18 protein-coding genes are annotated in these 21,192 nt (G+C 71.2%); 11 read left to right on the top strand and 7 right to left on the bottom strand.

Features of this window, described 5'->3' with window-relative positions:
* Positions 1-38 precede the first annotated feature (38 nt).
* The gene (locus ACZ3I4_RS11820; RefSeq protein WP_465382416.1) at positions 39-950 is read left to right on the top strand and encodes an NADP-dependent oxidoreductase; all 912 of its coding nucleotides are present in this window, start codon (positions 39-41) and stop codon (positions 948-950) included.
* Here ACZ3I4_RS11820 and ACZ3I4_RS11815 read toward each other — a convergent pair.
* A complete protein-coding gene (locus tag ACZ3I4_RS11815; protein ID WP_465381871.1) occupies positions 931-1,839 on the bottom strand; it encodes a GntR family transcriptional regulator in 909 nt (302 codons plus the stop codon). The genes ACZ3I4_RS11820 and ACZ3I4_RS11815 overlap by 20 nt on opposite strands.
* Positions 1,840-1,919: 80 nt before the next feature.
* On the opposite strand from ACZ3I4_RS11815, the gene ACZ3I4_RS11810 reads away from it, so the two are divergent.
* Positions 1,920-3,113, top strand: coding sequence for an FAD-dependent monooxygenase (locus ACZ3I4_RS11810; protein WP_465381870.1), 1,194 nt, complete (start codon positions 1,920-1,922; stop codon positions 3,111-3,113).
* Here ACZ3I4_RS11810 and ACZ3I4_RS11805 read toward each other — a convergent pair.
* On the bottom strand, positions 3,073-5,370 hold the full coding sequence (locus ACZ3I4_RS11805) for a putative bifunctional diguanylate cyclase/phosphodiesterase (protein ID WP_465381869.1): 2,298 nt from the start codon (positions 5,368-5,370) through the stop codon (positions 3,073-3,075). The genes ACZ3I4_RS11810 and ACZ3I4_RS11805 overlap by 41 nt on opposite strands.
* A 176-nt stretch (positions 5,371-5,546) precedes the next feature.
* Between ACZ3I4_RS11805 and ACZ3I4_RS11800 the strand changes: the two genes are divergently transcribed.
* On the top strand, positions 5,547-7,559 hold the full coding sequence (locus ACZ3I4_RS11800; protein ID WP_465381868.1) for an N-acetylmuramoyl-L-alanine amidase: 2,013 nt from the start codon (positions 5,547-5,549) through the stop codon (positions 7,557-7,559).
* Positions 7,560-7,599: 40 nt separating this feature from the next.
* Positions 7,600-7,965, top strand: a complete 366-nt coding sequence (locus ACZ3I4_RS11795; RefSeq protein WP_465381867.1) for a VOC family protein — start codon at positions 7,600-7,602, stop codon at positions 7,963-7,965.
* Here the strand turns inward: ACZ3I4_RS11795 and ACZ3I4_RS11790 are convergent.
* Positions 7,955-8,593, bottom strand: coding sequence for a TetR/AcrR family transcriptional regulator (locus ACZ3I4_RS11790; RefSeq protein WP_465381866.1), 639 nt, complete (start codon positions 8,591-8,593; stop codon positions 7,955-7,957). The two genes, ACZ3I4_RS11795 and ACZ3I4_RS11790, sit on opposite strands and share 11 nt — an antisense overlap.
* Positions 8,594-8,648: 55 nt before the next feature.
* Here ACZ3I4_RS11790 and ACZ3I4_RS11785 point away from each other — a divergent pair, with 55 nt between their 5' ends.
* Positions 8,649-10,202 (top strand): CocE/NonD family hydrolase, encoded by a 1,554-nt coding sequence (locus ACZ3I4_RS11785; protein ID WP_465381865.1) that lies wholly within the window; start codon positions 8,649-8,651, stop codon positions 10,200-10,202.
* Between the two features lie 57 nt (positions 10,203-10,259).
* Complete coding sequence (locus ACZ3I4_RS11780) at positions 10,260-10,406, top strand: hypothetical protein (protein ID WP_465381864.1); 147 nt, start codon at positions 10,260-10,262, stop codon at positions 10,404-10,406.
* Here the strand turns inward: ACZ3I4_RS11780 and ACZ3I4_RS11775 are convergent.
* A complete protein-coding gene (locus ACZ3I4_RS11775) occupies positions 10,396-12,090 on the bottom strand; it encodes a glycoside hydrolase family 13 protein (protein ID WP_465381863.1) in 1,695 nt (564 codons plus the stop codon). The genes ACZ3I4_RS11780 and ACZ3I4_RS11775 overlap by 11 nt on opposite strands.
* Positions 12,091-12,172: 82 nt before the next feature.
* Here ACZ3I4_RS11775 and ACZ3I4_RS11770 point away from each other — a divergent pair, with 82 nt between their 5' ends.
* The 4 genes from ACZ3I4_RS11770 to ACZ3I4_RS11755 all read left to right on the top strand — a co-directional run bounded on the left by ACZ3I4_RS11770 (position 12,173) and on the right by ACZ3I4_RS11755 (position 17,125).
* Positions 12,173-13,174: a glycosyltransferase family 4 protein gene (locus ACZ3I4_RS11770; protein ID WP_465381862.1), complete on the top strand. Its 1,002-nt coding sequence runs from the start codon at positions 12,173-12,175 to the stop codon at positions 13,172-13,174.
* A gap of 158 nt (positions 13,175-13,332) precedes the next feature.
* Positions 13,333-14,481, top strand: a complete 1,149-nt coding sequence (locus ACZ3I4_RS11765) for a glycosyltransferase (protein ID WP_465381861.1) — start codon at positions 13,333-13,335, stop codon at positions 14,479-14,481.
* Positions 14,478-15,575, top strand: a complete 1,098-nt coding sequence (locus ACZ3I4_RS11760) for a glycosyltransferase (RefSeq protein ID WP_465381860.1) — start codon at positions 14,478-14,480, stop codon at positions 15,573-15,575. The genes ACZ3I4_RS11765 and ACZ3I4_RS11760 overlap by 4 nt, the downstream gene beginning before the upstream one ends.
* An 8-nt stretch (positions 15,576-15,583) precedes the next feature.
* Positions 15,584-17,125 (top strand): glycoside hydrolase family 130 protein, encoded by a 1,542-nt coding sequence (locus ACZ3I4_RS11755; RefSeq protein WP_465381859.1) that lies wholly within the window; start codon positions 15,584-15,586, stop codon positions 17,123-17,125.
* Here ACZ3I4_RS11755 and ACZ3I4_RS11750 read toward each other — a convergent pair.
* Together ACZ3I4_RS11750 and ACZ3I4_RS11745 are read right to left on the bottom strand one after the other, a co-directional pair.
* Entirely contained in the window at positions 17,064-17,738 is a 675-nt protein-coding gene (locus ACZ3I4_RS11750; protein WP_465382415.1) for a response regulator transcription factor, read from the bottom strand. The genes ACZ3I4_RS11755 and ACZ3I4_RS11750 overlap by 62 nt on opposite strands.
* Positions 17,702-18,808, bottom strand: a complete 1,107-nt coding sequence (locus ACZ3I4_RS11745; protein ID WP_465381858.1) for a sensor histidine kinase — start codon at positions 18,806-18,808, stop codon at positions 17,702-17,704. The genes ACZ3I4_RS11750 and ACZ3I4_RS11745 overlap by 37 nt, the downstream gene beginning before the upstream one ends.
* Positions 18,809-18,917: 109 nt before the next feature.
* Between ACZ3I4_RS11745 and ACZ3I4_RS11740 the strand changes: the two genes are divergently transcribed.
* Positions 18,918-19,580, top strand: coding sequence for a YqeB family protein (locus ACZ3I4_RS11740; RefSeq protein ID WP_465381857.1), 663 nt, complete (start codon positions 18,918-18,920; stop codon positions 19,578-19,580).
* Here ACZ3I4_RS11740 and ACZ3I4_RS11735 read toward each other — a convergent pair.
* Complete coding sequence (locus ACZ3I4_RS11735; protein WP_465381856.1) at positions 19,577-20,341, bottom strand: methyltransferase domain-containing protein; 765 nt, start codon at positions 20,339-20,341, stop codon at positions 19,577-19,579. The two genes, ACZ3I4_RS11740 and ACZ3I4_RS11735, sit on opposite strands and share 4 nt — an antisense overlap.
* Positions 20,342-21,192 lie beyond the last annotated feature (851 nt).

The following is a 21,192-nucleotide window of genomic DNA, read 5'->3' as shown; positions in this document are numbered from 1 at the left end:
TTGACCTCAACCTCGGTTCAGCTTGCAGACTCGCTCGCATGAGAGCTGCCGTGTTCGACCGGTTCGGTCCGCCCGACGTGCTGCATGTGGTGCACGTTCCCGATCCGCGGCCCGGCCCGGGTGAGGTCCGCGTCCGGGTGCTGGCCGCCGGGGTTCAGCCCTTCGACGTGGCTGTGCGCGAGGGGAACATGCCGTGGGCGAAGGTGGAGTTCCCGCAGACGATCGGCCAGGAGTACGCGGGAGTGGTCGACGCGCTGGGTGAGGGCGTACGGGATCTGGCCGTGGGTGACGCCGTGCTCGGCTCGACCATGCTCAACGGGGCCGCCGAGCTGGTGGTCGTGGCGGCCGCGAACGTGGTGCGCAAACCGGCCGAGGTCGACTTTCCGACCGCTGCGGCCCTGGTCGCCGCGGCGCAGACGGCCAGTGGGGCGCTGCTCGAGCTGAGGGTGGGCGAGGGTGACGTGTTGCTCGTGCACGCGGCCGCGGGCAGTGTCGGCACGGTGGCCACGCAGCTCGCGCGTCTGGGCGGGGCCACGGTGATCGGCTCGGCCAGTCCGGAGAACCATGAGCGCGTACGCCGGCAGGGCGCCCTCCCGGTCACGTACGGCGCCGGGCTCGTGGCCGAGGTGCGCGAACTCGGGCTGCAGCCGACCGTCGCGCTGGACGGCGCCGGTGCCGAGGCGATCGCCCAGTCCGTGCAGCTCGGCATCGCGCCCGACCGCATCGGCACGATCGTCGACGACAAGGCCGCGGCCGAGCACGGAACGCGGGTCGTGCGGGCCGGCCGGGATCCGGAGCGGCTGGCCCGGGTGGTCGAGCTGGCCGCGCAGGGCCGGGTGCGCCTGCCGGTGCACGCGTTCCCGCTGGCCGAGGTGGCCGAGGCGCACCGGGCGGTCGCGTCGCGCCACAGCCACGGCAAAGTAGTGCTGATCATCGAGCCCGGAGCGTGACGAACTGGGCTATGCCGTCCAGCAGCCGGGCCAGGCCGAACTCGAAGAGCTGATCGAGCCCGAAGTCGAACCCGTGCTCGGTCAGCTCGCGGAAATGGTTCAGCACCCCGGAGTCGATCAGTCCGGCGAGCGATCCCTCTTGCGTTCGCAGCCACTGCTCGTTGGTCATGCCGGTCTCCCGGATGGCCTCGTTCTCGATCTCCAGAGCGGTCGACAGCCCCCGTACGAACGTGAACAGCAGAATCTGGACGTACATCCGCTCGCCGGCCGTCAGCGTGGTGCCGTCGAAGGCGGTCAGCACCCACTCGGTGAGCAGCACCCCGTTCGGCGCCATCTGGGGCCGGGTCAGCGACATCGACGGGCCCAGCCACGGGTGGCGCTGGAAGACCGCCCATTGCTCGCGGGCGCACAGTTCCAGGCCGGTGCGCCAGTTCGCCGGGGGCCGGGGTGGCAGTCGCACCGCGCCGAGGGCCACGTCGATCATGGCGAGCACGAGGTCCTCGCGCCCGGGCACGTGGCGGTAGAGCGACATCGTGGCCACGTCCAGTTCGGCCGCGAGCCGGCGCATGGTCAGCTCGGCCATGCCGTGCTCGTCGGCGATCGCGATCGCGGCCCGGACGATGCGCTCCCGGCTCAGCTCGTGTTCGCGGCGCGGCACCGGGCCGGCCACGACCGTGCCCACGCCGGGCCGCGAGATGGTCAGGCCCTCCTCGCGCAGCGCGGCGTGCGCCTTGGTGGCCGTGGCGATCGCGACGCCCCACTCGCGGGTGATCGCCCGGGCCGACGGCACCCGGTCGCCCGGCTGCAGCGCGCCCGAGTCGATGCGGCGGCGGATGTCGGCCACGATCCGCCGATACGGCGCCTCCGTACTAGTACGCTCGATCGCCATGGTCGCACTGTACTAGGGCGCTTTGCGCTCAGCTGAGGCCACTTCTAGCGTCCTAGTACATGCGAGTACACGGTACGCAAATGCGTGTTCTGATCTCCGGCGGCGGCATCGCCGGCCCGGCGCTGGCCTGGTGGCTGCACCGCGCGGGCGCCGACGTCACGGTCGTCGAGCGGGCGTCCGGGCCGCGCCCGGGCGGCCACGCGGTCGACGTGCGCGGCGCGGCCCGCACAGTGGTCGAAGGGATGGGCCTGATGCCCGCCGTGCTGGCCCGCCAGGTCGACGAACGCGGTGTCGCGCTGGTCGACGCGCGCGACCGACGCCTGGCGTCGATGCCGGCCGGCCTGTTCGGCGGTGAGGGCATCGTCGCCGAGATCGAGATCTCCCGGGGTGACCTGGCCGGTGTTCTGCTCGACGCCACCGCGACGACGGCCCGGTACCGCTACGGCGACCATGTCACGGCGCTGCGCCAGGACGACAGTGGTGTCGGCGTGACGTTCGCGAGCGGCGGCACCGAGCGCTTCGACATCGTCGTCGGCGCCGACGGCGTCCACTCCGGGGTGCGCGCGCTCGCCTTCGGTCCCGAGGCCGATTTCGTACGCCCCCTGGGCGGCTACGGCGCGTATTTCACCGTGCCCGACCCCGGCGACCTCGATCACTGGTTTTTGATGTTCAATGCGCCCGGCGGCCGGGTGGCCGGTCTGCGCCCCGAACGCGGCGGAACGGCCAAGGCCAGCCTCAGTTTCCGGTCGTCGCGGCGTCTCGGCCGGCTCGACCGCGCGGCCCAGAAGCGGGTGCTGGCTGGGCGTTTCGCCGGGGTCGGCTGGCGGGTGCCGTCGTTTCTGGCCGCGCTGCCCGAGGCCGGCGACTTCTACTTCGACTCCATCGACCGGGTGCAGGTGGACCGGTGGTCGCGCGGGCGCGTCGTCCTGCTCGGCGACGCCGGCTACTGCGGCTCCCCGCTCGCCGGTCTGGGCACGAGCATGGCCCTGGTCGGCGCGTACGTGCTGGCGGGCGAGCTGGCCGGGGCGTCCTCCCCCGCGGCCGCGTTCGCCGCCTACCAGTCCGCGATGGCCGACTACGTCGCCGACGGCACGCAACTGCCCCCGGGCGGCATGGCGGCCTTCGCGCCGGACAGCCGCCTGATGATCCGCCTGCGGGCCCTGTCGATGAGCTCGATGGGCCACTGGCCGATGAAGCAGCTGCTGGCCAAGCAGTTCGGCAAGGCCGAGGCGATCACCCTGAAGCCGTACGCCCGGCCGGCACCGCGGGGCTGATCCAGTGGGTCAGGTTCTCGGGGCGGTCGGCTTTGCCGTAGAACCACCCCTGGATCAGGTCGCAGCCCTGGTTGCGCAGCCAGTCACGCTGCTCGGCGGTCTCGACGCCCTCGGCGACCACCCGGTGTCCCATCGCGTGGGTCATGGCTAGCACCGCGCGGACGATGGGCTCGTCGGTGCCGTCGCCGATGCGGGACACGAACGATCGGTCGATCTTGACAATGCCGATCGGCAGGCGCTGCAGGTAGCTGAGCGACGAATAGCCGGTGCCGAAGTCGTCGATGCACAGCGTCACACCGAGGGCGTGCAGCGCGTTCAGCGTGAGCAGCGCGGCCTCGATGTTCTCCATGACGCCGGACTCGGTGATCTCCAGCCACAGCGACGACGGCGGCAGGCCGGTGTCGTGCAGCACCTCGTCGACGACGCGCACCAGGGAGCCGTCGCGCAGCTGGCGCACGGCCACGTTGACCGAGATGTGCAGCGGACGCGCGCCCGGGCCGCGGCACAGCGACCACTCGACCAGCTGCCGGGCGGATTCGCGCAGCAGCCACTCGCCCATCTCGACGATCATTCCGGTCTCCTCGGCGACCGGGATGAACTCCATCGGGCTGACCGGTCCGAGCGTGGGCGACTCCCAGCGCATCAGCGCCTCGAAGCCGTCCAGCTCGCCGGTGGCCACGTCGACGATCGGCTGGAAGTGCACGGCCAGTTCGCCGCGCTCGGCCGCGCCGCGCAGGGCCTGCTCGAGGTTGACCCGGTCGCGCAGCTTCTCGCGCAGCGACGAGTCGAACAGGGCCACGGCGTTGCGGCCGGAGCCCTTGGCCTTGTACATCGCGGTGTCGGCGTCGCGGATCAGCTCGAGGGCGTGTGCGCCGCCGTGCGACTTGGCGAGCCCGATCGACGCGGAAACAACGACCTCGCCGACCGAGAGGCGGAACGGCCGGGCGAACTCGTCCAGCAACCGTTCGGCCAGCGATTCGGCCAGCCGCAGATGCGAGGGGCTGGCCAGGGCGATGACGAACTCGTCGCCTCCGATGCGGCAGACCAGATCGCCCGTACGCACCTGCTCCGACAGCCGGTCCGCGACCGCGCACAGCAACTCGTCGCCGACCTGGTGGCCCCAATGGTCGTTGACGTGCTTGAACCGGTCGAGGTCGAGGAAGAGCAGGCTGATCTCGAGCTGCTCGTCGGCCGCCCGGTCACCCCACTCGCCGATCGTCTCGGCGAGCAGTTCGCGGTTGGGCAGGTCGGTGAGCGCGTCGTGCGTCGCCCGCCGGCGGCTGGCCTGCTCGGCCCGGGCCCGCGAATTGTTCGAACGCACCACCCGGGCGAGCACGGCCAGCATCAGCGCCACGCTGAGCGCGGCGCGGATCAGGTCGTTGGCCAGGACGCCGGTCGGCATCATCGAGGTCACCGCGGTCGGCACGGAGACGACCAGGCCGATCAGCATGAGACGGCGCCGGCTCAGGTCACGCACGACGATGTGCTGCGGTTCGGTCAGCGTCCGCATGGACGGGTGCAGCGCCGCCGCCGGAACGGCCACAAACATGATCATGAACAGCGTCTGGATGGTGTGCGCCGAGACGTCGACCAGTTCGGCGGTGCGGAACACGAAGTAGGTGTCGGCCAGGAACATGCAGCACGCCGCGATCACGAGCATCCACAGCGCGGGCTGCCGTACGCCGCCGGCCAGCATGAGCTGTGCGACCAGCACCAGCAGCACCACGTCGAGGATCGAGAAGAACGCGTCGAAGATCCGCAGCGGGCTCATGCCGGAGTTGGCCACGGCCGGCTCGATCACGAACGTCCAGACCAGGAAGGCCGCGGCCAGGCCGATCAGCAGCGCGTCGATCCGGGCCGGGTCGTCCTCGGCCGCGCGCCGGCGCTTCAGCATCGTCGCGAAGGCCATCCCGATGAACCCGTACGCGGGCAGGATCACCGAGTCCGGGATCAGCATCATCGGCGTGGGCGGGGTCGAGTCCGCGCCCGGCACGACGACGCGGATGACGAAGGTGGCGACGAACAGGTAGGCGCTGATCTCGAGGTACCACCACGGCGCCCGTTCGGCCCTCGGCAGGAACCGGCGCGGCCCGGTGCGCAGTCCGACCAGGCACAGCACCATGATCGGCACGACGGCGACCTGCTGCAGACCGGGCGGGCCGAACACCAACGCCGCGAGCGCGGGCAACGCCAGCGCCAGATGGTGGGCGAAGCCCCACCGGCGAGCGCCGGGAGCGGCGGCTTCGGTTCTGGTCACGTCCTTCCATCGGCCACACAGCCCGGCTTTTTAAAAGACCGACAGCTCCGACGTTCGGACAGGATGCTCCGCTTTTTGACGGAGATGTCCGACATAGTTCCGGATTCCGGGGACGGACGACGGCACAAGCGGCGAGGGTGTCATTTGGCCGATCGACCAGCACCACGGGGGGACACGTGCACCGGAATCGGACGAAACTTCTTGCTGCCTCGGGACTGCTGGCCTTGATCGCCGGCACCGGCGGCCTCCCGGCGCGAGCGGTCGAGCCCCAGCCGGCCCGGGTCATCGCCCCGGCCCTGCAAACGATCGACTTCGGCGGTGTCGCCCGGACCACGATCCGGCCGTTCAGCCTGGTCGGTGTCACCTGGGCCGATCCGCGGGCCACCGTCGAGGGCGTCGTGCAGGTGCGCACCCGCCCGATCGGCTCGGCCCGGTGGACCCCGTGGCAGACGCTCGAGACGGACGGTCGCGCTCCGGCCGACGTACGCGGCTCGTCCGACCCGCTGTGGGTCGGCCCCTCGAACGCGATCGAGGCCCGCGTGACCGGCGCCCGCCGCCCCCTCCCGCCCGGCCTGCGCCTCGACCTGATCAACCCGGACACGATCGAAGAGCCGGCGCGGACCGAAGTACGCAACGGCGGGATTCGGGCGGAGAAGGCACAGATCGGAAGCAGGTCGGCGGTGCCGCTGCCGGCCCGGCCGGTTCCGCGGATGGTCACCCGCGCCGGGTGGCGGGCCAACGAGGCGATCGTCAAGGGCGGCGCCGAATACACCGGGCCCACCCAGGTCTTCTTCGTGCACCACACCGCCACCGGCAACGGCTACAGCTGTGCCCAGTCGGCCGGCATCGTCCGGGGCATCCAGGTCTATCAAGTGCGCAGCCGGGGCTGGGACGACGTCGGCTACAACTTCCTGATCGACAAGTGCGGCACGGTCTTCGAGGGCCGCCGCGGCGGGGTCGGCCGCACGGTGCTGGGCGCGCACACCGTGGGCTTCAACGCCGACGCCAGCTCGATCGCCGTGATCGGCAACTACGGCGGCCGCGGGGTCACCCCGAGGGTCCGCACCGTGATCGCCGCCGTCGCCGCGTACAAGCTCGGCGCGTACGGGAATGCTCCGAGCGGCCGTGTCGTGCTCACCTCCGGAGGCGGCCCCCGTTTCCCCAAGGGTCAGCGGGCCGCGCTGTGGCGCATCGCCGGCCACCGCGACGCCGGCCTCACCGCCTGCCCGGGCAACGCGCTCTACGCCCAGCTCCCCTCGATCCGCGCGATCGCCGGGGCCGCCCCTTCCGGCCTGCACGTGCTGCGGATCGGCGGCACCGCGCTGTCGGCCCGGCGCTACTTCACGCAGGGCCTGATTCAGCCGGTCTGGACGACCAGCACCCCCACCGCGCTGATCAACCGCTTCGAGGTGTGGGTCGACGGCGTGCTGCGGACCGCCACCCCCGGCGGGCACCGCACCACCCGGCTGCGCCTGGCCCCGGGCAGCCACACCCTGACCGTACGGGCCCTGCACCTGTCCGGCCGCTCGACCACCGTGAGCAGCCGGGTGGTCGTCGACACCGACTCGCCGGTGTTCGCCGCGAAGCCGGCTCTGGCGCTGCGGCCGGGCACGGTCAGCGCCGGGGCGGTGCCGCTGCGGCTGCGCTGGAACGTCGGCGACGGCGTGGCCCTCGGCGCGGTCGGCCTGACCCGGCCGTTGCCGATCAACCTGGGCACGGCCTCGAGCAGCCGGGACGTGGCCGCTCCGCCCAACCGGGCCACGCCGTTCACGGTGCGCGCGACCGACCGCGCCGGCAACGCCACCAGCGCCACCATCACCCGTACGCCGTGGGTGATCTCGGAAGTCTCGGCCCAGCGGCGGGGAAGCTGGCGGCCCCTGCGCAACGGGGGTTATCTCGGTGGCACCGCGACCGGCGGCAGCACCCGGGGGGCCGCCGCGAGCTGGACCTTCACCGGCGCCTCGGCCGCGCTCGTCTTCAGCAAGGGACCGGGTGCGGGCCGGGTCGGGGTGTTCGTCGACGGGCGCCCGCAGGGCATGGTCGACCTCCGTTCGGCCAGTTCGGCGCCGCGTCAGGTGGTCTGGTCCCGCTCGTGGGCGGACAGCGGCGAGCACACCGTGCGGGTGGTGGTCGAGGGCACGAGCGGCCGCCCGGGAGTGGTGCTGGACGGGCTCATCTATCTGCGATAACTGACAGAAGGTGTCAGCCTCTGCGGGCAGGATCGCGTCCATGAGTGGATTCGCAACACTGGCGATGATCAATCTGGACGCGTCCGACCCGGCCGGGCAGGCCCGTTTCTATGCGGCGGTGCTCGGCTGGGAGGTCCTGCACGCCCAGGACGAGTACGCGATGATCGGCGACGGCTCGACCAGCCTCGGCTTCGGCCAGGTCCCGGGCTATTCGGGGCCGGGCTGGCCGCAGGAGAAGGCGCCCAAGCGCTACCACCTCGACTTCTATGTCGAGGATCTGGACAAGGGCGAGGAGCAGGCTCTGGCGCTGGGCGCGACCAAGGCGGGCGAGCAGCCCCAGCCCGACCGGTGGCGGGTGCTGCTCGACCCCGAGGGTCACCCGTTCGACATCTGCCTCAAGAGCTGACCGCGAGGGCCTGGGTGACCAGGCCCGTGATCATCCAGTCGGCGATGCGGTCGAAGCCCGGCTCGCGGCCCTGGCCACCCTCGGCCAGGGCCGCCGCCAGCTCGGGGAAGGCGCCGCTGGCGACCGCCTCGCCGATCAGTGCGACCTGCTCTTCCGGCGGTGTCGTCCCGGCCAGCTCGGCCGTCACGAAGGACGCCACGAAGCCGGTCATCAGCGCGACGATCTCCATCTTGGTCGGCCCGGCCAGGCCGGTCGGCGCCAGGCAGGCCAGACCCTTTTCCAGGTACGCCAGCATGTTGCGCCCGGTCAGCCGCCGGTTCGGCAGGGCCGAGGGCAGCCACGGGTGCGCGAGCATGAGCGTCCGCTGCGCGCCGGCCAGGGCGATCAGGTCCGTACGCCAGTCACCGGTGACCTTCGAGGGGCCGAGTTCGCTGCCGGCCCGGTCGACCATCAGATCGAGCAGCCGGTCCTTGTCGGGCACGTAGGTGTAGAGCGACATCGCCCCCGCCCCGATGTTCTGCGCGATCCGCCGCATGGTCAGCGCCGTCAGACCCTCGGCGTCGGCGATCCGGATCGCGGCCTCCACGACCTGCTCGCGGGTGTGCGACGGCGGACGTCCGCGGGGCATCGATACCTCCTGCTACTATTTCCGGTACGACGTACGAGAATAAACGGGGGTAGCCATGCGAAGACTGCCACTTTCCCTCCGACTCCTCGCCCGCCGGGGCCCGAAAGCCCCCTACGAGGTTCACCGTGAGACCGCCCTGCCCGTGCCCGGCGCCGACGGAAGCCCGCTGCTCACCGACCACTACGCCCCGGTCACCGGCGAACCGTGCCCGACCGTGCTCATCCGGGCGCCGTACGTGCGGAGCGGGTTTCCCTGGAATCTCTTCTTCGGCGTGCGCTTCGCCGAGCAGGGCTTCCATGTGGTGCTGCAGAGCAGCCGGGGCACCGGCGGCTCGGGCGGCGAGTTCCACACCTGGCGCAACGAGGTCGCCGACAGCCGCGCCGCCGTCGAGTGGCTCCGCAAGCAGGAGTGGTTCACCGGCGACCTGTTCACCCTGGGCGCGAGCTACATGTCGTACACGCAGGCGGCGCTGGCCGTCGACCCGCCGCCCGAGTGGCGGGGCGCCGTGATGCAGGTGGGCCACACCGACCCGCACGACTTCTTCTGGTCCACCGGCGCCTTCGGGCTGGAACGGGCGCTGGTCGGCGGGCTCAGCCTGGTGCAGGGCAAGGTCACCTCGTGGGACATGCTCCGCGGCGCCCTGCGCCTCAAGTTCCGGCTGCGCCGGGCCACCCACGGCCTGCCACTCCTCGACGCCTATCCGTCGGCAATCGGGGGCCGGCGGCCGGCGCTCGAGGAGTGGCTGACGCACCCCGAGCCGGACCACTGGCACGACATCGACCTGGTCAAGGTGGCCGGGGCCATGGACATCCCGACCAGCCTGCTCACCGGCTGGTGGGACCTCTCCCCCGACCAGGTCCTCGAGCAGTACACCCGGATGCGGGCCGCCGGGCGCGACGTCGACCTGCTGATCGGCCCCTGGACGCACACGAACTTCCTGGAACGCGACTGGCCCCAGGTGTTCGCCCAGGCCATGCGCCGGCTGCGCCGGGAGCCGCCCGCCTATCGGGTGCGGGTGCACGTCGGCGGCGCCGGCGAGTGGCGTGACCTGCCCGACTGGCCGCCACCCGGCGCCCGTCCGCTGAGCCTGGCGATGGCCGGCTTGAAGGCCGAGCGCGGGTGGTCGTTCCGCTACGACCCGGCCGACCCGACCCCGTCGATCGGCGGCGCGCTGCAGTCACCGACGCAGGGCCAGGTCGACAACGCGCCGCTGGAGAGCCGCGCCGACGTTCTGCTCTTCACCGGCGAGCCGGTCGAGTCGCCGTTGACGCTGATGGGACCGGTGCGGGCCGAGCTCGACGCGTCGACCTCGGCGGCCAGCGGCGACCTGTTCGTGCGGCTGTGCGACGTCGACCCGGCCGGGGTCTCGCTCAACATCTGCGACGGCCTGACCCGCATGTCCTCCGACGGCCGGGTCGTGGTCGACCTGGGCCACACCGCCCACGTCTTCCGGCCCGGCCACCGCGTACGCGTTCAGGTCAGCGGCGGCGCGCACCCCCGGTTCCTGCGCAACTACGGCACCGGGGAGGCTCCGGGCCGGGCGACCCGCCTGGTGCCGACCGAGACCACGATCGGCCGTGGGTCGACGCTGGAATTGACCATGGTTTAGGCATCCTCGGCGTGGGGGTAACAGGGGCGCCGCCACCCCCACTATCGAGGAGCTTCCATGTCCTTCCAGGGCATCCTTTACCTGATCGCCGTCATCCTGCTCGTCCTGGCGGCGCTGCCGATCGCGACCCGCGGCATCAGCCTGGCCCTGCTCGGCGCCGCGTTCGCCCTGCTGGCCTACTCCTGGCCGGTCCTCACCGCCTGACCCGCTTGTAGACGACCGCCTGCCACGGCTCCAAGGTCAGATCCTTCGGGGCCGTGGGCAGGTTGGTCAGCAGCACTTCGGCGTCCGGCCAGTCGTCATCGAGCTCGGCCTTCACGGTGTCGCCGGAGAAGTTGCCGATCACCAGCAGCTCGGTGTCGCCGAGGCGCCGGGTGAAGGCGTACAGCTGCTCGTGGTTGGGCAGCACCATCGTGAAGTCGCCGTCCACCACCACGGGCTCGGTGTGCCGCAGCTCGATCAGCTTGCGGTAGTAGTGGAAGACCGAGTCCGGATCGGCCCGCGCGGCCTCGGCGTTGATCTCGGGGTAGTTCGGGTTGACGGCCAGCCACGGCGTGCCGGTGGTGAACCCGGCGTGCTCGGAGGCGTTCCACTGCATGGGCGTACGCGCGTTGTCGCGGCCCCGGGCGCGCAGCACGGTCAGCACTTCCTCGGGCGAGCGGCCCTCCTGGTCGATTGCCTGCGCGTACTGGCCGAGCGCCTCGATGTCGCGGAAGTCGTCGATCGTCCGGAAGGGGAAGTTGGTCATTCCCAGCTCTTCGCCCTGATAGACGTACGGCGTCCCGCGGTGCAGATGCAGCACCGTGCCGAGCATCTTGGCCGAGATCACCCGATAGGCGGCGCTGTCGTCGCCGTATCGCGAGACGACCCGCGGCTGGTCGTGGTTGTTCCAGTAGAGGCTGTTCCATCCCACCTCGGCCAGCCCGGCCTGCCACCGGTTGAAGATGGCCTTGAGGTTGGTCAGCCGCAGCGGGACCAGCGCCCAGGGGTCGGCGCCGCGGTCGGCCCAGACGTGGTCGAACTGGAAGACCATGTCGACCTCGTGCCGCTCGGGGTCGGTGAACAGGATCGCCTCGTCCACCGTCACGCCGGGCATCTCACCCACGGTCAGCTTCGCGTCCCGGCCGGCGAAGACCTTGGCGTGCATCTCCTGCAGGAACTCGTGCAGCCGCGGGCCGTTGATGAAACCCTCCGAGCCGTCCCCGTACGCGGAGCCGGTGACCACACGGCCGTCGGGCAACGGCAGCACCTTGGAGATCATGTTGATGACGTCCATCCGGAAGCCGTCGATGCCCCGGTCGAGCCACCAGTTCATCATCGCGTAGACGGCCTCCCGGACCTCCGGGTTCTCCCAGTTGAGGTCGGGCTGCTTCTTTGAGAACAGGTGCAGGTAGTACTCGCCGGTGGTCTCGTCGAACTCCCAGGCCGAGCCGCCGAACACCGATCCCCAGTTGGTCGGCTCGGCTCCGGGCGTGCCGGCCTCCAGTCCCTCGCGGGCGGGCTGCCACCAGTACCAGTCGCGCTTCGGGTTGTCCCGGCTCGACCGGCTCTCGACGAACCACGGGTGCTCGTCGGACGAGTGGTTGACGACCAGGTCCATGACCAGCTTCATGCCCCGGGCGTGCACTCCGGCGAGCAACTCGTCGAAGATCTCGAGGGTGCCGAAGACCGGCTCGACGTCCTGGTAGTCGCTGATGTCGTAGCCGTTGTCGTCCTGGGGCGAGGGATAGATGGGCGACAGCCAGATGACGTCGACCCCTAGTTCGGCCAGATGGTCCAGGTGGCCGATGATTCCCCGCAGGTCGCCCATGCCGTCGCCGTCGGCGTCCGCGAAGCTTCGCGGGTAGACCTGGTAAACGACCGCGTTCTTCCACCAGAGATCCGTCATGGGTCTTCTGTAACACGAGAACGACGTGCCAAACCGGTGGGCATACTAAGCACGTGTTAACTACCGAAATGAGGCTTTTGTCGTGAAGGTGGCCATGTTGGGCCCGATCGCGTGGCGTACGCCGCCCCGGCACTACGGCCCGTGGGAACTGGTGACCAGCCTGATCACCGAGGGACTGGTGGAACGCGGCATCGACGTGACGCTGTTCGCCACCCTCGACTCGATCACCAAGGCCACCCTCGACGGGGTCGCGCCGGCCGGCTACGAGGAGAGCGACGAGCTGGACGGCCGGGTGTGGGAGGCGATGCACGTGGGTCACGCGCTGGCCCGCTCGGGCGAGTTCGACATCGTGCACAACCACCTGGACTGGCTGCCGCTGGCGTTCTCGCAGTCGTGCCGGGCGCCCATGGTGACGACCATCCACGGGTTCTCGGGGTCGAACATCCTGCCCGCGTACCGCCGCGGCCGGTCGGCGTACGTGTCAATCTCGGACAGCGACCGCTCCCCCGACCTCGACTATCTGGGCACGGTGCACCACGGGATCGACCTGGACGCGCTGCCGGTCTCCGAGGGCGCGAAGGAGGACCTCGTCCTGTTCGGGCGCATCCACCCCGACAAGGGGACCGACCTGGCCATCGAGATCGCGGCGCGGGCCGGCCGGCGGCTGATCATGTGCGGGATCGTGCAGGATCGCGCGTACTTCGAGGAGCTGATCGAGCCGCGGATCGACGGGGACCGCGTCGTCTACCGGGGCTCGGTCGGGCCGGACGAGCGCGGCACGGTCCTCGGGTCCGGGCTCGCGCTGCTGCACCCGATCCGGTTCGCCGAGCCGTTCGGGCTCTCGGTGGTGGAGTCGATGGCCTGTGGGACTCCGGTGATCGCGTACCGGAAAGGCTCGATGCCCGAAGTGGTCGACGAGGGCGTGACCGGACATCTCGTCGAGGACGTGGACGAGGCGGTCGCCGCAGTCGATCGGGTCGCCCGGATCGACCGGGCAGCCTGCGCGCGACGGGCCCGGGAAAGGTTCTCCCGCGACCGCATGGTGGAGAACTACCTGGAGATTTATCGAAAAATCGTCAGCTGAATGGTCTTACTTGTTAACGTCGTATTGTGAATTGCGCGTTAAACCGGGCAATTTCCCGATACTCCGCAATGCCGATTGTGCGCGGCCGCCATTGGCCTGTCCGCGTGCGCTGAGCCGTGCTGCGGGGAGGCAAGCCGCAGAGCGAGAAAGGCCTAGTCATGCCCGCGACGTACGGTTTCCTGAGCACGTACCCGCCGACCCAATGCGGTTTGGCGACCTTCAATGCCGCGCTGGCCGTCCACTTGGCCAATGGCAGCGACTCGGGAGTCGTCCGGCTGCTGGCCAAGGACAGCGTCGCGGGCGGAATCGAGCTCGACAAAGCGGCGCCGCGAACCGTGCACACCTGGCACACCGGCATCCCGGGAGGCTGGCGGGCGGCGGCCGACGTGCTCAACCGCTACGACGTGGCGATCATCCAGCACGAGTACGGCATCTACCCGGGTGACGCCGGCTACGAGGTGCTCCCGGTGCTGCGCGCCCTGACCGTGCCCTCGATCGTCGTGCTGCACACCGTGCTCAGCTCGCCCGACCCGCTGCAGCGCCAGGTGCTCGAGGAGATCGCCGCGACGGCCGACGCGGTCGTCACGATGACCGACACCGCGCGGCAGCGGCTGACCGCCGGGTACGCCGTCGACCCGCGCAAGATCTCAGTGATCCCGCACGGCGCGGCCAGCCGGGGCACCGGCCCGCGCGAGGACCACGACCGCCCGCACCTGCTCAGCTGGGGCCTGCTCGGGCCGGGCAAGGGCATCGAGTGGGCGCTGCGGGCGCTGGCGCTGCTGGGCGACCTCGACCCGGCGCCGGTCTACACGGTCGCCGGGCGCACCCACCCCAAGGTGCTCGAACAGTTCGGCGACGCCTACCGGAACTCGCTCGAGGAACTGGCCGTCTCGCTCGGCGTGACCGACGCGGTGCAATGGAACGACGCGTACCTGGAGGAGGACGAGCTGTCCCGGATGATCCGCTCGGCCGACGTGGTGGTGCTGCCGTACGACTCCACCGAACAGGTCACCTCGGGCGTGCTCATCGAGGCCGTCGGGGCCGGGATCCCCGTCGTGGCGACCGAGTTCCCGCACGCCGTGGAGCTGCTGGCCGACGGCCCGGGCCTGCTCGTGCCGCATCAGGACCCGGAAGCGATGGCCTCGGCGATCCGGCACGTGCTGGCCGAGCCCGGCATGTCGGTCGGACTGACCGGTCTGGCCGGCGGGCCGACCCTGCGCTGGCCGGCCGTGGCCGCCCGCTACCAGTCGCTGGCCGCCCGCCTGCTCGCCGCCCGCACGCCGCTGGCCGCCCCGGTCCCGGCGTGACCACGACCAAGGCCCCCGGGGGGCTCCGCCTCGTTCCGCCACCCATCCAGCTCGCCGACGCGCCGGCGCCCGACTGGTCGCACGTCGTCCGGCTCTCCGACGACACCGGCCTGCTCGAGCACGCCCGCAACGCCATCGTGCGGCGCGAGCACGGCTACTGCGTCGACGACGTCTCCCGCGGCCTGCTGCTGATCTGCCGGGAGCCACGCCCGACCGGCCGGCTCGTCGGGCTGGCCGAGCGCTATCTGGCCTTCCTGACCCACGCGGCGAGCCCGGACGGCGGCTTCCGCAACCGTTTCTCGTACGCCCGGGTCTGGGAGGACGAGCCGTCGACGGGCGACTGGTGGGGCCGCGCGCTCTGGGGGCTGGGCACCGCGGCCGGGCGCTCGACCGTGCCGTGGATCCGGCGCGAGGCGCTCAACGCGTTCCTGATCGGCTGCCGGAACCGCTCGGCCTGGCCGCGGGCGATGGCCTTCGCCGGTCTGGGCGCGGCCGAGGTGCTGCGGTCCGACCCGCGCTCGCCGGCGGCCACCCAGCTGCTGGCCGACGCGGCCACGGTGATCGGCCTGCCCTCCGCGCAGGCGGACTGGGTGTGGCCCGAGCCCGAGCTGACCTATTCCAACCCGGCCCTGGCCGAGGTGCTGATCGCGGCGGGCGACCTGCTCGGCGACGAGCCGCTGCTGCGGGCCGGGCTGCGGATGCTGGTCTGGTTGTGCCGCGAGCAGGACCACCACGGGCACCTGTCGGTGGTGCCGGTCGGCGGGTGGCGGCCGGGCGTGCCCAAGCACCGCTTCGACCAGCAGCCGATCGAGGCGGCCGCGACCGCCGACGCCTGCGCCACCGCGGCCGCGGTCACCGGCGACGACCGGTGGGACGAGCAGCTGTTCCGGTCGGTGGCCTGGTTCCTGGGCGACAACGACGGGCAGAAACCGATGTACGACCCCCTAACCGGCGGATGTTATGACGGATTGACGGCAACTGGTCCTAATGTGAATCAAGGAGCCGAATCCACCCTCGCGCTCGTCTCCACGTTGCAGCACGCCCGCACGCTGGCGACCCGGAGCGCGACCCGACCGTCAGGCGGCCTAGCGTGACCGCAACCATGAATACTCAAACCAACATCACCAGGCACGACGTCGTGATGCAGCCGGACGGCCGGCGCGTCGTGATCAAGTTGTTCGTGCCCGGTGAGGACTCGCAGACCGTCAAGAACCGGGCGGGCCGCCTGATCGAGCGCATCCTGCAGCTCGACGAGGAGGAGATCGGCCGGCTGCTCGACGACGTGCTGACCCGCTTCGGCGGCCGGCACCACGACCTGCTGGCCACGTTCCAGCACCACTACGAACTGGTGCAGCACCGGGTGCCGCCCGAGATCGACCTGTCGCCGACGGCACGCTCGCTGATCGGCGCCTACTTCAGCCACGAGTTCGCCGTCGAGGCGGCCGCGCTGTGCAACCCGTCGATGGTCGAGCACCCCGACCAGACCGGTCTCGAACCGGGCGAGCTGCGGGTGGCGATCAGTCTGCGGCAGATCGGCGAGGGACACATCTCGTCGATCGGGTTCTGCTCGGCCGTGCTCGGCCCCGGCGAACAGCTGCGCATGGAGGACCGCGACGGGCCGCTCACCGTCGGCCAGCGGGTCGGCGCCACGCACTGGAAGAACCAGCTGGCGGCGGCGCTGATCGACGCCGAGATCGACAACGAGGCCTCCTCGTACGTGGTCTCCGTGCTGCCCGAGCGGTTCACCGACGTCGAGTTCGAGGACACCATCGCGCACGTGCCCGGCGAGCTGCTGGCCCGGCCGCACTCGCAGGAGACGATCGACCGGATCCGGCACATCGTGTCCGAGGACTACGCGCTCACGTTCCCCTGCGCGGTGCCGCTGCACCAGCGGGTCATGTGGCCGGCCACCCCGGCCGAGAGCAACGGCATGGAGGACGCGCGGTTCGTGCGCGTGACCGACCCGGACGGCCGCCACGTCTATCAGGCCACCTACACCGCGTACGACGGCCGGCAGATCTCCGGCCGGGTGATCTTCACACGCGATATGCGGCACTTCGAGGTGACCCGGCTCAGTGGGCCGGCCGCGCGCAACAAGGGCGTGGCGCTGTTCCCGCGCTACATCAAGGGCCAGAAGATGGCGCTCTGCCGCTCGGACGGCGAGACCCTGGGCCTGGCCGTCCGCGACGACCAGCACCGGTGGCAGCAGTCCGTGCCGCTGCTCATGCCGCACCGCGGCTGGGATCTGATCCAGGTCGGCAACTGCGGCTCGCCGATCGAGACCGAGGCCGGGTGGCTGGTGCTGACCCACGGCGTCGGCCCGATGCGGCGGTACGCGATCGGCGCGATGCTGCTCGACCTGGACGACCCGTCCAAGGTCATCGCCGACCTGCCCGAGGGCCTCATCGACCCGGACGACGTCGAGCGCGAGGGGTACGTGCCCAACGTGCTCTACTCGTGCGGCGGACTCGTGCACGGCGGGCGCTTCTGGATGCCGTACGGGGCCAGCGACGTGCGGATCGGGTTCGCCAGCATGCCGCTCGACGAGCTGCTCTCGCGCATGGCGCCGTCCGCGCGGAAGGTCAGCGGGCGTCGTGGACAAGCAGCGCGATCTGCACCCGGTTCGTCAGCGACAGCTTCGTAAAGATCCGGGACACGTACGCCTTCACGGTCGCGGTGCTCATCAGCAGCTCCGAGGCGATCTCGGCGTTCGTGCGGCCCTCGGCGATCAGCCGGGCGACATCCTGTTCGCTCGGGCTGAGCCGGTCGAGGGCCGCACGCGCCCGGTCGCGGGCCGGGTCGACACCCACGCCCGAGACCAGGCCGATCATCTTGCGCAGCACCTCGGGCGACATCATCGGCTCGCCCGCCGCCACCCGGCGTACGGCGTCGGCAATCTGACGGGGCGGGGTGTGCTTGAGCAGGAACCCGCCCGCCCCGGCCCGCAACGCCCGCAGCACGTGCTCGTCGGTGTCGAAGGTCGTCAGCACGATGACCTGAGGTGCGTTCTTGCGCCCGCGCAGCGACTCGGTGGCGCTGAGCCCGTCGAGACCGGGCATCCGGATGTCCATCAGCACGACGTCCGGCCGGTACGAGTTGACGGCCGAGGCCACCTCGGTGCCGTCGGAAATCGCGCCGACCACCTCGAGGTCGTCGAACGCCTTGAGCATCATGGTCAGCCCGGCCCGTACGAGGGCGTCGTCGTCGACCAGCAGTACTTTTACGCCACCCACGGCAGCCAGGCTCTCAGATGGAATTCGCCGGTCGCGGTCGGGCCGTGTTCGAGGCGGCCGCCGGCCAGGGCGACCCGCTCGCGCAGCCCGGTCAGGCCCGCACCGGCGCCCGGCACCTTTTCCACGCTGCCCCGGGCCAGGCTGTTGCGGACGGCGACGTCGAGCCCGTGCTCGGCGCTGCCCTTGATGGCCACCCGCACCGGGGCGCCGGGCGCGTGCTTGCGGGCGTTGGTCAGCGCCTCCTGCACGATGCGGTACGCGTGCCGGCCCACGCTCTCGGGCACGTTCTGCTCGCCGTCGAGGGTCAGACCGACCTCGGCCCCGGCCACCCGGGACTGCTCGACCAGCGCCGGAACGTCGCCCAAGGTGGGCTGAGGATGGTCGTCGGCGGTGGCCCGCAGCACGTGGATCACCGAACGCAGGTCCTCCAGGGCCTCGTACGCGCATTCGCGGATCACGCCGGCCGCCTGCTGCTCCTCAGGGGAGGACTCCCGGCGTACCTCCAAGGCGCCGGCGTGCACGGCCAGCAACGAGATGCGGTGGGCCAGCACGTCGTGCATCTCGCGGGCCAGACGTTCCCGCTCGGCCAGACGGGCCTGCTCGACCCGCAGCCGCTGGCCCTCCTCGGCCTCGCGGGCCCGCGCCGCCCACGACGCGACCAGCTGCCGGTGCGAGCGCGTCAGCATGCCCGCCGCCACCGCGATCACGTGCAGCATCACCAGGAAGACGACGCTCTCGTAATAGACCTGGGTGGCGCCGATGGCGGCCCGGTAGAGGACGGCGACCAGCACCGCGTGCAATGCGGTCAGCGCGATGGCGACCCAGGCCCGGCGATACAACCCCACGCTGAACAACGCGAACGGCAGCGCGCCCATCGGCATCGCGAACAGGATGGACACAGGCAGCAGAATCAGGACGAGCGTGATCGGACGGGTGCGCCGGAAGAAGACGAGACCGGCCGCCGACAGCACCGCCAGCGTCACCTCGAGCGGCAGCGGGGCGCCGCCGTCCTCGGAGAGGGAGTTGACCAGGAAGAAGACGCCAACCCCGGTCGCCGCCAGGACCACTGCCGCATCCAGCAGCCATCTCCGCATGCCGTCGACGCTACCGGCGGCACGCCCGGACGGGCAGTCGACTTTGGTCTACGTCGCGTCGACCCGAGTCGGTATCGGCGCGCCCGCCCGGCCGTCCAGACTCGGTGGCGTGCTGGAACAGGAAACGACGGTGCCCACCCCGATGTGGTCGCGGGTGCTCGTGTGGCTCGTCCTGCCGATCGCGGGCGCCGCGCTGCTATGGGGCGTCCTGCTGCTGATCGACTGGTTGCCGTTCGGCGGCCCGTTCGACCTCGTGCGCAAGCTGCCCCCGCCGTGGGACGTGGTCGTCTCGCTCGGCGTCGGGGCGATCATCGGGCTGATCCTGGCCGCCCTGGTCGACGCCGAGTCGCTGACCGTACGGGTCTCCTCGCTCGAGGTGCTGCTGACCCGGCCCGGCCACCGGCGCGCGGTCCCCCGGGGCGAGATCGCCGTGGCCTTCCCCGACCGCGATCAGCTGGTGCTGCTCGGCCGCACCGGTCAGGAACTGGCGCGGGAGCCGTCGCACCTGTCCAAGAAACGGCTGCGGGAGGCGTTCGGCTCGCACGGCGTGGCCTGGGCCGAACAGGATCCGTACCTGGAGGCGTACCGGCGCTGGGTTCCGCAGTTGCCCGACGTGTCGGACGCGGCCAACGCCGTCTTCGCGGCCCGTCAGAAGGCCCTCAACTCCGGCGACGACGAGGACGTGCGGGAGCTGCGCGAAGAGCTGGGGCGGCTCGGCTTCGTGGTGCGGGACGACAAGAAGAAGCAGTACTGGCGGCGGGTCGCGTCCTAGGCCACAGTCCCGGTGACCACCCAGATCGTCAGCACCGCGAGGAAGTCGCCGCGCGAGCCCGCCTCGTCGACCTGCGAAAACCACTTCTCCCGTACGCCCGGGGCCGTCATCCACACCTGCTCGGGCACCATAGGATTGACCATCGGCAGCACCACCGCGGCCGATGCCGGGTCGCCGAACAGGCAGGTCACCGGCGTTGCGCTGATGTCCCGAAGCCCCTGACCGACCAGCCGCCGCCGCAAGGTGCGGCCCATGTCGAACTGCCGCGGCGTGAGCCGGCCGTGCATGTCGGCCACCACCGTGCGGGCCAGGCGCGCCGGCACCCCGTCGAAGGCCAGCGAACTCCAGTCCGTGTCGATCAGGCAGATCCGCCCGCCCGGCCGGGTCACCCGCACGAGCTCGGCGATCGCCAGGTCGGCGTCGTCCACATGCTGCAGCACCCGCTCGCACCAGACGCCGTCCACGCTGTCCGCGGGCAGGTCGACGGCCGACACGTCCCCCGTGGTGTAGCGCACGTTGCTGCCGTCATGCCGCTCGATGGCGGCCGCGATGGTGGCGGCCGAGTAGTCCAGGGCGATCACTTCACCACCCGGGCCGACCTCACCGGCGATCCACCGCGCCACGTCGCCCGCCCCGGAGCCCGCGTCGAGAACCCGCCAGCCCTCGGCCGGGCGGAGCGCGTCCATCGCCGTACGCCGAACCCGCCGGATCTCGGGATGGCGGCCCATCGCCTCGAGCGCGGCAAGCAGCATCGCGGTCATCTCACGGGGCTGCCGATCAAGATCAGCGAAAGGTGTACGTTCCATCTGTGCGGGCTTCATGCGGCAAATGTTGACGCATCAGAAGCCCTCGATGACGGCACCGGTCACTCATCCGACAGCGGAGGATCACAGCCCGCACTCAGTTTTCCAAGCTTTCGCCCGCGGGTCTCCTGCGGCCGTCGTTGCCTCGGCCGGGGTCCTTCCACCAGCTGCGCGGCCTCGCTGATCAGTGGTCCAGGACCGCTGTCGCCAGGCCTCTGAACAGTGCTCGGACCGCCGCGCCGCCCAGCCTTTGACCAGCTCGCCGCGGTTGCCGGACCGCCGTCTCCAGGCCCGTGGATCAGACCCGCCGCATCCCCAGGTCCCTGAATACCCGCCCACAACGCGCCCTACCGCCTCGCCAGACGCGGCAACCGGTCCGTCCGTTGGTCCAAGCCCGCGCCAACCAGCCCCGCCGTCTCGCCGGCCCCCGCCGGACCAGCCCCGCCGCCTCGCCGGGCCCGCGCCACGGATCTCCGTCGCCCCGCCAAGCCCGGCCCAACCAGCCCGGCCGCGCTTCGCCAGGCCCGCGCCGCTCAGCCCGGTCCCCATCGCCAGGCCCACGCCGGTCGGCGCCGCCGCCTCGCCGGGGCCGCCAACTAGCCCAACCCACCCCAACCAAGGGGGCCTCCACCCTCCGAGGCTGGCGCGCCGGGACGAGCCATGCCGAAGCTACCGCAGCGGGCGACAGCCCAGCCGGTTATCCACAGGCGGAGGGTTATCCACGTTGAGATGCTGGGTGGCCCTTGGCGGCGAGTCTGACTCGTTATCCACATGGCATCCGCGATAGAACTTGGTGGATCTTCGGCGTC

The organism is Actinoplanes sp. NPDC021490 (assembly GCF_055562135.1).
This window is presented reverse-complemented; position numbering and strand designations above follow the sequence as displayed.

Excerpts from the sequence above, each read along its gene's own strand:
- ACZ3I4_RS11815 (WP_465381871.1), bottom strand. The coding sequence starts at position 1,839 with ATGGCGATCGAGCGTACTAGTACGGAGGCGCCGTATCGGCGGATCGTG.
- ACZ3I4_RS11775 (WP_465381863.1), bottom strand. The coding sequence starts at position 12,090 with ATGACGGATCTCTGGTGGAAGAACGCGGTCGTTTACCAGGTCTACCCG.
- ACZ3I4_RS11735 (WP_465381856.1), bottom strand. The coding sequence starts at position 20,341 with ATGACCGCGATGCTGCTTGCCGCGCTCGAGGCGATGGGCCGCCATCCC.
- ACZ3I4_RS11780 (WP_465381864.1), top strand. The coding sequence starts at position 10,260 with ATGTCCTTCCAGGGCATCCTTTACCTGATCGCCGTCATCCTGCTCGTC.
- ACZ3I4_RS11755 (WP_465381859.1), top strand. The coding sequence starts at position 15,584 with ATGAATACTCAAACCAACATCACCAGGCACGACGTCGTGATGCAGCCG.
- ACZ3I4_RS11745 (WP_465381858.1), bottom strand. The coding sequence starts at position 18,808 with ATGCGGAGATGGCTGCTGGATGCGGCAGTGGTCCTGGCGGCGACCGGG.
- ACZ3I4_RS11795 (WP_465381867.1), top strand. The coding sequence starts at position 7,600 with ATGAGTGGATTCGCAACACTGGCGATGATCAATCTGGACGCGTCCGAC.
- ACZ3I4_RS11790 (WP_465381866.1), bottom strand. The coding sequence starts at position 8,593 with ATGCCCCGCGGACGTCCGCCGTCGCACACCCGCGAGCAGGTCGTGGAG.
- ACZ3I4_RS11785 (WP_465381865.1), top strand. The coding sequence starts at position 8,649 with ATGCGAAGACTGCCACTTTCCCTCCGACTCCTCGCCCGCCGGGGCCCG.
- ACZ3I4_RS11765 (WP_465381861.1), top strand. The coding sequence starts at position 13,333 with ATGCCCGCGACGTACGGTTTCCTGAGCACGTACCCGCCGACCCAATGC.
- ACZ3I4_RS11820 (WP_465382416.1), top strand. The coding sequence starts at position 39 with ATGAGAGCTGCCGTGTTCGACCGGTTCGGTCCGCCCGACGTGCTGCAT.
- ACZ3I4_RS11810 (WP_465381870.1), top strand. The coding sequence starts at position 1,920 with ATGCGTGTTCTGATCTCCGGCGGCGGCATCGCCGGCCCGGCGCTGGCC.